The organism is Massilia rubra, assembly GCF_011682065.1.
Classification (GTDB): domain Bacteria; phylum Pseudomonadota; class Gammaproteobacteria; order Burkholderiales; family Burkholderiaceae_D; genus Telluria_A; species Telluria_A rubra.
On record NZ_VUYU01000027.1, the window covers coordinates 80,525 to 93,621 of the forward strand.

6 protein-coding genes and 3 tRNA genes are annotated in these 13,097 nt (G+C 66.1%); 5 read left to right on the forward strand and 4 right to left on the reverse strand.

Going from position 1 to position 13,097, the window contains the following annotated elements:
• Positions 1-29: 29 nt before the first annotated feature.
• On the reverse strand, positions 30-2,117 hold the full coding sequence (gene uvrB, locus F0185_RS27885) for an excinuclease ABC subunit UvrB (protein WP_167230388.1): 2,088 nt from the start codon (positions 2,115-2,117) through the stop codon (positions 30-32).
• Between the two features lie 113 nt (positions 2,118-2,230).
• Here uvrB and F0185_RS27890 point away from each other — a divergent pair, with 113 nt between their 5' ends.
• Together F0185_RS27890 and F0185_RS27895 are read left to right on the forward strand one after the other, a co-directional pair.
• A complete protein-coding gene (locus tag F0185_RS27890; RefSeq protein WP_167230391.1) occupies positions 2,231-3,445 on the forward strand; it encodes an amino acid aminotransferase in 1,215 nt (404 codons plus the stop codon).
• Positions 3,446-3,560: 115 nt separating this feature from the next.
• A tRNA-Asn gene (locus tag F0185_RS27895) sits at positions 3,561-3,636 on the forward strand.
• A 42-nt stretch (positions 3,637-3,678) separates the two neighbouring features.
• Here F0185_RS27895 and F0185_RS27900 read toward each other — a convergent pair.
• The 3 genes from F0185_RS27900 to F0185_RS27910 all read right to left on the reverse strand — a co-directional run bounded on the left by F0185_RS27900 (position 3,679) and on the right by F0185_RS27910 (position 11,336).
• The gene (locus F0185_RS27900; protein WP_167230394.1) at positions 3,679-3,927 is read right to left on the reverse strand and encodes a CopG family ribbon-helix-helix protein; all 249 of its coding nucleotides are present in this window, start codon (positions 3,925-3,927) and stop codon (positions 3,679-3,681) included.
• Between the two features lie 219 nt (positions 3,928-4,146).
• The gene (locus tag F0185_RS27905; protein ID WP_167230397.1) at positions 4,147-5,838 is read right to left on the reverse strand and encodes a ShlB/FhaC/HecB family hemolysin secretion/activation protein; all 1,692 of its coding nucleotides are present in this window, start codon (positions 5,836-5,838) and stop codon (positions 4,147-4,149) included.
• A gap of 71 nt (positions 5,839-5,909) precedes the next feature.
• Positions 5,910-11,336: a YDG domain-containing protein gene (locus tag F0185_RS27910; protein WP_167230400.1), complete on the reverse strand. Its 5,427-nt coding sequence runs from the start codon at positions 11,334-11,336 to the stop codon at positions 5,910-5,912.
• Between the two features lie 305 nt (positions 11,337-11,641).
• Here F0185_RS27910 and F0185_RS27915 point away from each other — a divergent pair.
• The 3 genes from F0185_RS27915 (at position 11,642) to F0185_RS27925 (ending at position 12,622) form a co-directional block, all read left to right on the forward strand.
• Positions 11,642-11,717: transfer RNA gene (locus tag F0185_RS27915), tRNA-Asn, on the forward strand.
• Between the two features lie 189 nt (positions 11,718-11,906).
• A complete protein-coding gene (locus tag F0185_RS27920; RefSeq protein ID WP_167230403.1) occupies positions 11,907-12,512 on the forward strand; it encodes an outer membrane beta-barrel protein in 606 nt (201 codons plus the stop codon).
• Positions 12,513-12,546: 34 nt separating this feature from the next.
• Positions 12,547-12,622, forward strand: a tRNA-Asn gene (locus tag F0185_RS27925).
• Positions 12,623-13,097 lie beyond the last annotated feature (475 nt).

Consider the following 13,097-nt stretch of genomic DNA (forward strand, 5'->3'; position numbering starts at 1 on the left):
GCCCGGCTCGACAACAATGCAACGACGCTTTATTTGCCGAGGATGGACACCACGTTGTCCGTCCCTGGCGCCCCGAAAGCCTGCTGCTTGAGGACATGCAGCTGGTCGCGCACCTGCGCCGCCTTCTCGAATTCGAGATTCTTCGCGTGGTCGACCATCAGTTTTTCCAGGCGCTTGATCTCCTTGCCGATCTGCTTCTCGCTCATCGACTCGACCTTGGCGGTTTCCTTGGCCGACTCGAGCTGCTCGCGCGCCTGCTGCGGGCTGTAGACGCCGTCGATCAATTCCTTGATCTGCTTCTTGATGCCCACCGCCGTAATGCCATGCTCGATGTTGTAGGCGATCTGCTTGGCGCGCCGGCGCTCGGTCTCGCCGATCGCTTTTTCCATCGAATCGGTAATCCGGTCGGCGTACAAGATCGCCACGCCGTTCAGGTTACGCGCGGCGCGTCCGATGGTCTGGATCAGGCTGCGCTCGGAGCGCAAGAAGCCTTCCTTGTCGGCGTCCAGGATCGCCACCAGCGACACTTCCGGCAAGTCGAGACCCTCGCGCAGCAGGTTGATCCCGACCAGCACGTCGAAAGTCCCCAGGCGCAGGTCGCGCAAAATCTCCACCCGTTCCACCGTTTCGATATCGCTGTGCAGGTAGCGCACCTTGATGCCATGGTCGCTCAGGTACTCGGTGAGCTGCTCCGACATGCGCTTGGTCAGCGTGGTCACCAGAACGCGCTCGTCTTTCTTGACGCGGTCGATGATTTCGGACATCAGGTCGTCGACCTGCGACAGCGCCGGCTTGACGATCACCAGCGGGTCGACCAGGCCGGTCGGGCGCACCACCTGTTCGACCACATTGTCGGAATGCGTTTTCTCGTAGTCGGCCGGGGTGGCAGAGACGAACACCGTCTGGCGCAGCTTGCCCTCGAATTCCTCGAACTTGAGCGGGCGGTTGTCGAGCGCCGACGGCAAGCGAAAACCATAGTCGACCAGGTTGGTCTTGCGCGAACGGTCGCCGTTGAACATGGCGTTGAGCTGCCCGACCAGCACGTGCGACTCGTCGAGGAACATCAGCGCGTCCTTCGGCAGGTAGTCGACCAGGGTCGGCGGCGGGTCGCCCGGCATGGCGCCCGACAGATGGCGCGAGTAGTTCTCGATGCCCTTGGTGAAGCCGATTTCGGCCATCATCTCGAGGTCGAACCGGGTGCGCTGTTCGAGGCGCTGCTCTTCGATCAGCTTGTTCTCCTTGCGGAAGTACTCCAGGCGCTCGCGCAGTTCGAGCTTGATGGTTTCGATCGCGCGCAGCACGGTCGAGCGCGGGGTGACGTAATGCGAACCCGGATAGACGGTAAACCGCGGGATCTTCTGGCGAATGCGCCCGGTCAGCGGGTCGAACAGCTGCAGGGACTCGATTTCGTCGTCGAACATTTCGACCCGGATCGCCAGTTCGGCATGCTCGGCGGGGAAGATGTCGATGGTGTCGCCGCGCACGCGGAAGGTGCCGCGCCCGAAGTCGATTTCGTTGCGCGTGTACTGCATCTGGATCAGGCGCGCGATGACGTCGCGCTGGGCGAGCTTGTCCTTGGCGCGCAGGGTCAATATCATCTGGTGGTATTCGCTCGGGTTGCCGATACCGTAAATGGCCGACACGGTGGCCACGATGACCACGTCGCGCCGCTCCATCAGCGACTTGGTGCACGACAGGCGCATCTGCTCGATATGCTCGTTGATCGACGAGTCCTTTTCGATAAACAGGTCGCGCTGCGGCACGTAGGCTTCCGGCTGGTAGTAATCGTAGTAACTGACAAAATACTCGACCGCGTTTTGCGGGAAGAATTCGCGGAACTCCGAATACAGCTGCGCGGCCAGGGTTTTGTTCGGCGCGAAGATGATGGCCGGACGCCCGCAGCGCGCAATCACGTTGGCCATGGTGTAGGTTTTGCCGGAGCCGGTCACGCCGAGCAGGGTCTGGAACGAGAGCCCGTCGTTGATGCCTTCGACCAGTCCGGCGATCGCGGTCGGCTGGTCGCCGGCCGGCTCGAACGGCTGGTGCAGCTTGAACGGGGAATCGGGAAAAGTGACGACCGTCGGTGACGGGTCGTGTGCAACGGATAATTCAGCCATACGATCAGACCTTTGTTAGAATGGTGTCCCGCTCGCGGCCCAGGAAACACCCAATCAGTAATCAGTATATGGGTCGCTGTCTATACAACCCAGCCGACACTCAATCTACCACGATGACTTCAACAGCTTCCGCCACCATCTTCAGCGCCATCGACATGGCCCCGCGTGACCCGATCCTGGGCATCACCGAGGCGTTCAATGCGGACACCAACCCCGCCAAAATCAACCTTGGCGTGGGTGTCTATTATGACGACAATGGCAAAGTGCCGCTGCTCGCTTGCGTACGCAAAGCCGAGGAACTGCTGATGGAGCAACCGGCGCCGCGCACCTACCTGCCGATCGAAGGCCTGGCCGCGTACGACGCCGCTGTGCAAGAGCTGGTATTTGGTGCCGGCAGCGCGATTATTCAAGACAAGCGCGCGGTCACCGTGCAAGCCATCGGCGGCACCGGCGCACTCAAGATCGGCGCCGATTTCCTGCAGCGCTTCGCGCCAGGTTCCGATGTGTACATCAGCGATCCAAGCTGGGAAAACCACCGCGCCCTGTTCGAAAGCGCCGGTTTCACGGTCCACACCTACCGTTACTACGATGCGGCCACGCGCGGCGTCGATTTTACCGGCATGCTGGCCGACCTGAAAGCCATGCCGAAGGGCGCCATCGTGCTGCTGCACGCGTGCTGCCACAACCCGACCGGCGCCGACATCACCCCGGCCCAGTGGGATGACGTGATCGCGGCGATCGGCGCGGGCGGTTTGATTCCCTTCCTCGACATGGCCTACCAGGGTTTCGGCACCGGCATCGCCGAAGATGGCGCGGTGGTGGGCAAATTCGCCGCCGCCGGCGGACCGCTCTTGATCTCGAATTCGTTCTCGAAGTCGTTCTCGCTGTACGGCGAGCGCGTGGGCGCCTTGTCGGTGGTGGGCGCCAGCGCCGAAGAAGCGGCGCGCCTGCTCTCGCAGCTCAAGCGCGTGGTGCGCACCAACTACTCGAACCCGCCGGTCCACGGCGGCAAGGTGGTCGCCCTTGCGCTGACCACGCCGGAACTGCGCAAGCTGTGGGAAGACGAACTGGCCGGCATGCGCGTGCGCATCAAGGAGATGCGCAACACCTTCGTGCAAAAGCTCAAGGAAAAAGCGCCGGCGCACGATTTCGAATTCGTGCGCGAGCAGGTCGGCATGTTTTCGTACTCGGGCCTGACCAAGCAGCAGGTCGAGCGCCTGCGCCTTGAACATTCGATCTACGCGGTGGACACGGGACGCATCTGCGTGGCGGCCCTGAATTCGAAAAATATCGACCGCGTCATTGACGCCATCGCCAAAGTCCTTTAAGATCTTGCTTCTTCGAATTGATCGCAAGATGGATTCGAAGAAGAGCATGGTGCTGCAGCGATTACTGCCAACAACTTGATGGTCTGATCATTACAGCATATAATGTTTCTTTTATTCCCTGATAGCTCAGTTGGTAGAGCGACGGACTGTTAATCCGCAGGTCCCTGGTTCGAGTCCAGGTCGGGGAGCCAGAATTGAGAAAAAAGCCACGCGTTTGCGTGGCTTTTTTCGTTTCAGGGGCCGACGCTGTCCGCCCATGCCTGCACCGTTGCGTGATCAACCGTGCGGCCTGCTTCCACGTCGTCCATGCCTTCCCGCGTAAGCTGGCTGCGTTTTTCTTCCCGATCGATCCAGGCAGTCAGCGCCTGCTCCACAATCGAGGCGCGCGACCTGCGGCGTCGTGCAGCCCACAGATCCATCTTGTCCGCCAGGGCCGCAGGGATACGTACAGTGAATATTCTGCTGTCGGTGTGCGCCATCATTCGATCTCCTTGATGCGCCATGCTGGACTGGTGCCTTGACGTGAAGAACGTGGAATCCATGCCGGCAGGACGTCTACCCAGTATAGAACGGCCGGCATGCGTTTTCAAATCGATGGCGAGATGAGATAGATACTCGGCGCGGCCAACGCATGGCCGTCCAGCGAGCCGGAAGCGACAAAGCCATGCGGGTGCATGGCTTTGTCGTTGACGCAGCAGCGCCTACATCACCCAGCCCGCCTGGAACAGCAGCCGCGTGCGCGATACCGGTTCGCTCAGCGCGGGGCCGCCGCTGACGCGATGCACCACTTGCAGCTTGAGCAGCAGGCCGCCGCGCAGCGCGCTCAGCCCCAGCCCCACGTCGCCCAGGCTGCGCGTGGCGTCGACCCCGGCCGCCGCGTTCACCGACTTGGCCCAGCCGTAGTCGGCGAACACGCTGGCGCTCACTTGCGCCGGCAGGGCGCGCGCCAGTTCCGCGCGCAGCAGCGCCGCATGGTCGCCGCTCAGTTCCCCGGTCGGATAGGCCGCCACCGCGCCGCTGCCCGCTACGCTCATGCGCTCGACGCCATCGAGTTTCTTGTTGCCGAGTGCGGCCTGGGCCTTGATGGCGGTGCTGAGCGTGAAGCTGGCCGGCAGCACGCTGGTGCGCGTCGCCGTCAGGTTCAGCCTGGCGTAACTGCCCTGGGTCGCGTCGCCGGCCGCATCGAGCGCCTCGGCCAGCGCATCCTTGAAGTCGAGCTTGCCGATGGTCAGGCCGGCGCTGTACTGGCCCTGCCCGTACCAGCCGAGCAGCGCTCCCTCGCTGCGGCGCGTCACGCTGGCCGTCAGGCTGGCAAGGCGCTTGCCGACCGTCGTGCCGACCGAGCCGATCTCGTCCTTCAAATCCTTGTAAGCCAGGCTCAGGCCGGCGTCGATGCTGTCCTTGCGGGTGCGCTTGAGCGGCTTGCTCAGGCCCAGCTCGGCGCCGCTGGCGGTGCCGGTGGCGTCCAGCGCGCGGTACACGTCGCCCAGTTCGTAGGTGGTGCGGCTCACCGCCAGTTCGGCGCGAGTGCCGTCGCTGGCGGCCAGCATCGAATAGCCGAGGCGGCCGTTGAGCAAGCCGCCGTGGCGCGTGGCCATGCCGCTGGCGGACAGGCGCTCGCCGCGCCCGCTGGGCGACTGCCAGTCGGCGCTGAAGCTCAGGCGCTGCTTGCCGGTGTAGACCGAGCCATGGTTGTCCAGCAGGACGTAGCCGGCCACGGCGGGCGTGGCCTCGGTGGCGATGGCGAAGTCGGAGGTGCCGACCTGTTCGCCCGGCATCACATCGGCCTGGACCACGCGCGCGCCGGGGGTGTCGTTGATGATCAGCATGGCGCGCTCGAGGGTGTCGAGCGAGACGATGTCGCGTCCCTTGATGTCGTCCAGCAAGCCCTGGACCACGCCGTCGTTCACGCGCGAGCGGTTGTCCAGGATGAAACGACCGTAGTGGCCTTCGACCACGCGGATGGTCAGGGTGCCGCCGCTCAGTTCCTGCGCCGGAATGTAGGCGCGCGCCACGAAGTAGCCCTTGGCACGGTAGTGGCGGGTGATGCGGGTGGCCAGTTCGTCGAGCTGGGCCAGGGTCAGGGTCTGCCCTTGTTCGGGCGCCAGCAGGGCCAGCAGGGTGGCGCTGTCGATCACGCGGTTGCCTTCCAGCGCGAACTGGCGCACAGCGACCGCCGCACCGCCGCCGGGCAGCGCTTGCAGGGCGGCCGGCGCCGGGCCGCCGGGAACCGGCAGCGGCGGGGCGGGGCGCGCCAGCGGGGGTGGCAGCGGCTGTGCCTGGCGCACGGCGTCGCCGATGGTGGGCGGCTGCTGCGCCTGGGCGTGGACGGCGGCGCCGCCGAGGATCAGGCCGAGAGCCAGCGAGAGCGTGGACGGTTGCAGTGTTTTCAAGGAAAGGGATCCTTCGCGGTGGCGGTGGGGCGCGCTCGAGTGCACGCGGGCGATGGCGTTCAGGCTGCGCATCAGGGGGCTTTCACGACGAACAGCAACTGGTCCACGCCCGGCGGCAGGCGCACCCCGCCATCGACGATCTCGGCCAGGCCGTTGCGGCTGACCGGCACCCGCACCTTGCCCGCCGCGCCGCCGCCCTTTTGCAGCAGGCGGCGCGCCTGTTCCAGGGTCAGGCTGTCGCTGGCTTCGCCGTCTTCCGGACTGGACTGGAGCATCAGCGGCACGCCATTGCCGAAGCGCACGCCCAGCCGAGGCAGGCTGGCGCCGGCGTCGGCCAGCAGCGGTGCGCTGCGGGCGCTCGCAAGGCCGCGCAGGAAGCTGGCCTGCGCCAGCACGCTGCCCAGGTCCGGCAGCGTGGTGCGCTGGGCGTCGGCGATATTGTCGATCTGGCTGATCTGCACCGTGCCGCTGGTGGCGCCGCCGTCCAGGGTGTAATTGCCGTTCGAGAGCGTCAGGCCGTCCAGGCCGGTGATGCTGGTGCGCCCGACGATGCCCGACAAGACGGCGCTGCCGCCCAGGACCACGCTGTCGCCCGCCAGCACGCCGTCGAGGCGCAGCAGGTCGGCGGCGGCGCGCGCGCTGCCGTCGAACAGACGGCGCGTGCCGTCCGGCGCGACGATGGTCAGTGGGCGCGCGCCGATCGCCACGCTGCCCTGCGGCGCGCTGCCGGCCAGGGTGTAGTTGCTGTTGTTGACGGTCAGGCCTGCCAGGCTGGCCACGGCCTGGGTGCCGGCGTCCTTGCCCGCCAGCTGGGCGCTGCCGCCCAGGCTGGCCGTGTCGCCGGCCAGCACGCCTTGCAGTTGCAGCAGGGTGGGCGCCAGCGCGCTGCCGCCGTCGTAGACGCGGCTGGCGCCAGGCACGGTGCTCACGCCGAGCGTGCGCGCGGTGATGTTCACCGTGCCGCCGGGAACGCCGGCCAGTACATAGTTGGGGTTGTCGAGCGCCAGTCCGGCGATCCCGGCCAGGGCTTGCTGGCCCACATCCTTGCCGGCCAGGCTGAGCTGGCCGCGCAGGCCGACCTGTTCGCCTTCCAGCGCGCCATCGAGGCGCAGCAGGGCGGGGTCGAGCGCGCTGGTGCCGTCGTAGACGCGGCTGGCGTTGGCGGCCAGGGCCAGATTGAGCGGACGGGCCGTGATCGCCACGCTGCCGCCGCTGGTCGCCCCCACGCGGTAGTTGCCGTTGTTAAGCGTCAGGCCGGACCAGTCGAGAATGGCCTGGTTGCCGACATCCTTGCCGGCCAGGCGCGCACTGCCGCCGAGGATGGCCGATTCGCCGGCCAGCACGCCGTTCACCGTCATCAGGGCGGCGGGGGCGCTGGCGTTGCCGTCGTAGCGCTTGGCCGCACCCGGCAGCAGCGCCACCTGCAGCGCGAGCGGGGTCACCAGTACCACGCCGGACGGCAGCGCGCCGCTCAGGATGTAGTTGCTGTTGCTGACCGACAGATCGCCCAGGCCGGTCAGCGCCTGGCTGCCGGCGTCCTTGCCCGCCAGGATGGCCTTGCCGCTCAGGCTGAGCTGTTCGCCGGGCAGGGCGTTGCTTACCTGCAGCAGGCTGGCGTCGGCCAGCGCGCTGCCGTCGTAGGGACGGCTGGCCTGCGGCCGCACGCCCAGCGCCAGCGCCAGCGGCGTGACTTGCACGCTGCCGGCCGGGGCGACGCCGTTCAGCGTGTAGTTGGAGTTGCCGATGCCGAGCGTGCCGAGGCCGGTGATGGCGTTCGCGCCCACGTCCTTGCCCGCCAGCTGCACGCTGCCGCTCAGGGCCGCGCTGTCGCCGCCGAGCAAGCCGCTGACCGCCAGCAGGGACGGCCCGGCCAGGGCGCTGCCGTCGTACGGCCGGGCGGCGCCGGGAATGCCGCTGACGCCCACGGCGAGCGGCGTGATCGTCAGGCTGCCGCTGGCGCTCGCGCCGGCCAGCCCGTAGTTCGGGTTGTTCAGGGTCAGCCCGGACAGGCTCGCCAGGGTCTGGGTGCCGGCGTTGGCCGAGGACAGCGTGGCGCTGCCGCCCAGGGTCACGCTGTCGCCGCTCAGCACGTCGCCGAGCTGGAGCAGGCTGGCGTCGACGCTGGCGCTGGCATTGTAGGGGCGGGTGCCGCTGACGCTGACGTCGACCGGGCGCGGGCTGATGGTGGCGCTCAGGGTGACCGTGGCCGGGCCGGTCAGCTGGTAGTTGCTGGCCAGTCCCGCATTGGCGCCGCTGCCGTCGGCCAGCGCCAGGGTGGCGCTGACGCTGCGCAGGCCGGCGTTGGGGCTGTCGAACACGCCGCTGCCCGAGAGCGTCAGGTTTTCGCCGTTGACCAGGCCGGCCAGGGTGCCCGAGCTGAAGCTCGCCGCGGTGGTGCGGTCGTACACCTTGCCGGCGACATTCGCCCCGCTCAGGGTGAGCGGGGCCGGGGTGACCGCCAGCGCGCCAGGGGCGATGGTGATGTCGTAGTCGCTCAGCTTGCCGTAGCCGGCGCCCAGGGTCGGCACCAGCACGTTGGCGCCGAGGTAGCTGTAACTGCCGACCGGCGTGGTCGGACCGACCGCCGCACCCCAGTCCAGCGCGCCGATGCAGGCGGCGTTGTTGTCGCAACCGCTCACGCTCCAGGCGCCCGCGCCCAGCGCCGGATTGGCCGCGCCATAGGTCTTGCTCAGGGCCGGGTTGGCCAGGGTGATCAGGATCTGGTCGGTGTAGCCGAAGGTGCGCAGCACCGGATAGCCGTCGTTGAGGCTATCCTTGCGCCCCCACACGCCGCTGTGGAAGGTAAAGTCCCAGGTGCTGGCGGTGAAGGTGAGGCTGTCCTTCATTTGCGCGCTGGTGCGGCCGGTGCCGTCGCCGCTGCTGTTCTGGCCGCTGGTCTGGGTGTCCCAGAAGCTGTTGCTCACGCCGCCGATGCTCACCCCCATCAGGCCGCCGACCCCGACCCCGCCGCTGCTCACCGCCCCGGTCGAGTAGGTCTTGTCGGCCGTGCCCAGGTTATTGCCGATCAAACCGCCCACATAATTGCCGTTGCTGTTGACCGCGCCCCTGGCGTAGGCGTTGAGCACGTGGTTGCCGAAGTTCCTGCCGATCAGTCCGCCCACATTGTCGGCCGTGGCGCTGACCGCTCCGGTGGCGTAGCTGGTATTGATTTCATTATCCGGCGTGGGGACGCCGCCGGACGCGCTGCTCAGGCCGATCAAGCCGCCGACCGTGCTGTTGCCGCTGACGGCGCCGCTGGCATGGCTGCGCGTGACCTTGCCGTTATTGTTGTTGCCGACCAGCCCGCCGGCATTGGTGGTGCCGCTCACCGTGCCGGTGGCGTAGCTGCCGCTGACCAGGCCGCTGTTGTTATTGCCGACCAGGCCGCCGGTATCGCCCTTGCCGATGACATTCCCCGTGGCATAACTGTCGATGATGCGGCCGTAATCGTTCTGGCCGACCAGGCCGCCGGTCCAGACGCCGACCGAATTGGTGACCGCGTTGCTGGCATAGCTGTTCGACAGGTTGATCTGGTAGGCCAGGTAGCCGGTCAGGCCGCCCACGTTGTTGCCAGCCGACGTCACGCTGCCGGACACGTGCAGGTTGCTGAGGGTGCCGTCGAAGATTGCGCCGATCAGGCCGCCGACATAGCCGCCCGGTCCGTTCACGGCGGCCGAGGCGTAGCTATTGTATACGCTGCCCATGTTCAGCCCTATCAGCGCGCCCACGCCCTGGTTGGCCGTCACGCTGGCGTTGGCCAGCGCCACATTGCGCACCGTGCCGTTGTTGGTGCCGAACAGGCCGACATAGCTGCCGGCCGGCTGGTTGATGGACAGGCCGCTGACGGTGTGGCCCAGGCCGTCGAAGGTGCCGGAGAAGGCCACCGGCCCAAAGCCGGCGCCGCTGTTCCAGGCGCTGGTGGCGCTGGCGTCGATGTTCGCGGCCAGGGCGTAGCGGCCGGAACCACCGCCGTTCATGCCCTGCAAGTCGAGGCTGGTGGTGCTGCTGGCGTTGCCGAGCGCGTTGATCAGGGTGTAGCCGAGATTGTTGATCGCCAGGATGCCGGCGCCGGCGCGGTCGATATCGATGCGGCCCTTGAACGCGCCGGCGCCGTCGATTCCCACCAACACATTTTTACCGGTATTGAAGGCGGGGGTGCCGGGATTGAAGTTGTAGCCGGTCTTCAGGTCCAGGGTCGAGGCGCCGCTGGCGCCGATCACGGCGTTGACGTTGATGTTGCCGTGCGCTTCCAGGGTCAGCTTGTTGGCGTTCCAGGCCAGCGGCGCGTTGATGTGGATGTCGCCGGCCTCGGCGCCGGCGGCCTGGGTCTGGATCGTCACGTTGCCGGCCGCCAGCGCCGCTTGCAGGGTGGCGGCGCCCATCCCGCTGGCGCCCTGGCTGGCGGCGCCGGCGTCGATCGCAAAGTCGGTCGGGTCGATCAGCCAGGTGCCATTCTCGCCGCTGGCGGCGCGCGTGCCGACCGCGGCGCCGGCCGCCACCGTCAGGCGCGGACCCGAGGTTTCGATGAAGCCGCCTTTGCCGGCGTCGGGCGCGCTGGCGTCCAGCCGCCCGCCGACCTCGACCGCGCCGCCCTCGCCGAGCAGGAAAATCTTCCCGTCGCGCTGGGCAATGGTGCGCGCGCGCACTTCGCCGCTGTTGTTGATGACCGTGTCGAGCAAGCCTTCGGCGCTCTTTGCGGACAGGAGCACCATGCCCCCATCGGCCTGGACGGCGCCGCCGTTGGCCACCAGCGCGGCCAGCGCGGCCTTCTCGATGACGACCCCGGCCAGCGCCTGTTCGCTGAACTTGAGGCTGATCTTGTCGCCGGCGGCCAGCGCCACCGTGCCCAGGCGGGCCCCGATCACGCCTTCGTTATGCACCTGTGCGCCGAGCAGGGCCACATAGCCGCCGTCGGCCGCGTTGAGGGCGCCGGCATTGCGCACCACGCCGCCCTGTCCGCTGAAGCTGCTCGTGCCGGCCAGGAAATCGGAATCGCTCAAGCCGAGCGTGCTGGCCACCAGGCCGGCGGTATCGACCCGCGCGCCCTTGCCGAACAACACGCCATTGGGATTGAGCAAGAACACCTGGCCATTGGCCTTGAGCGCGCCGTCGATCACCGAGCCTTCGTGGCCGGTGACACGGTTCAGTGCAATCGACGCCGCGTTGGGCTGGACGAAGGTGACCGTGGCGTTTTTGCCGATGGAAAAGTTGCTCCATTCGATGGCGGTCTTGGCGCTGGTCTGGGTCACGGTCATGGCCGCGCCGCTCTGGCCGACCTGGGCCGTGCCGGCGGTCACGACCGCGCCGCTCGGCAACTGGGCGGGGGCGGGCGGCGCCGCCGCCTGGGCGCTGCCGCCCAGCAGTACGCCGGTTAATACGCTGGCCAGCAGGATGCCGCGCTGGCCGCCGCTGCGGCCGCCCCCACCGTTGGCCGTTTCCGCCGCGACCATGAAGCAGTTGCGGTGGCGATTCCACACAAGGCGATGGGTGCGATTCATTGTCTGCTCCGGTTCGGGGGAGGGCATGCTGGATGAGCATGTTTCTTCGAAACCAGTATGCAGATATTTGGTCCTTGTTCGTGCGCTTTCTTGACGAAAACTTGATTGAGTGTCTGTGTGGTACAACAATCATGATTGCGGGCTGGTGCCGCAGGTCGTTGCGCGCCAGCAGGGTCCAGTCGTCGCCCGGCCGCTGCGCACCGCTTCCGCATGCAGGGCGGGTGTTGCGGGGGCACATGGCTGGCGACAAGCTTGCACGCGAGGCTGGACAAGTTAATTTTCGCCCGATATAATGCGGCCTCTTTTCCCTGATAGCTCAGTTGGTAGAGCGACGGACTGTTAATCCGCAGGTCCCTGGTTCGAGTCCAGGTCGGGGAGCCAGAATGCGAGAGGCCACGTTGAATCAACGTGGCCTTTTTTGCTTCCTGGGCTGATTTGCACTGTTTGTTACCTGCAAACAACGACAAACAGTCATCTTTCTTGCATGTTTGCAATTATGGGTCGTATCATGTTGCCTGGTAAATACGCAGCATTCCGCGCGGTACCATGAACCTACTCTATATAAACACCATGAAAAAAATTGCATTCGTAATCGCTGTGGCGATCGCTTCCCTGAGCTCGGCCCAGGCACAAACCCAGGCGCCTGCCGCCAACCCGTTGCGCTTCGTCGTTGGCGCCGGCCTGACCGCCGGTGGCGACAAGCTGGCCACCGCTGAATATGCGAACGGCGGCTCGATCGACGTGCGCGCCGGCGGCATGATTGCGTTCCTCGCTGGCGTTGACTACCGCGTCAATCAACAGTTCTCGTTCCAGGGCACGGTCGGCTTCCACGTCGACCAGGCCAGCGCCAAGAACGGCGACGTGACCTTCAAGCGTTTCCCGATCGAAGTGCTGGGCTACTTCCACCCGAGCGACAAGATGCGCATCGGCGGCGGCGTGCGTTATGTGTCGAGCCCTAAGCTCAATGGCGACGGCTTCGGCGCCGGCGTGTACCAGGAGTTCGACAACACTGTCGGCGCCGTGCTTGAAGGCGAATATTTCTTCAGCCCGAACGTGGGCCTGAAGCTGCGTTACGTCAAAGAAGAGTACGAGTCCAACTACGCGATCCGCGGCCGGACCTACACCGAAAAGACCAAAGGCGACCACGTCGGCATTTTTGGTAATTTTTACTTCTAAAATTCGTTCGGGGCCTATATAATACGGCCTCTTTTCCCTGATAGCTCAGTTGGTAGAGCGACGGACTGTTAATCCGCAGGTCCCTGGTTCGAGTCCAGGTCGGGGAGCCAGAATTGAGAAAAAAGCCACGCGTTTGCGTGGCTTTTTTCGTTGTGCGTCCAGCATGGACGCACTCCTGCGGGTGAAAGTCCCGCCGCGAGCTGCCCACAGTGAGCGAAGTGACGCGCAACTGCGGAAGCGTAATCGACCGTGGAGAGGAAGCGTGAATCGTAAATCATGAGCCGAGGTACACGAACTGCATAGAAGGCGCTGCCGAGCAGGACGAGCGGGCTAATATCCGCGAAGCTCTTGTGGTCAAGGCGACGTGGCGTAGATGCGGCGGTTGTGTGATGAAGGAGTGCGGCCCTTACCTGGGAACGCCCTGCCTCACGTCTGAAAGGACGGCGGCATTGCCGTAGCGTAAGCGGCCAGCGGCCCCACCTGTACAGCCTGTTTAGCGCGAAGTAAAGTCGGGGAATGGCAGCAGCGAATCAATCTGGCTGTTGGGGCACGTCGGGAGACGTTCCAGTACGATGGCCAGCCAGC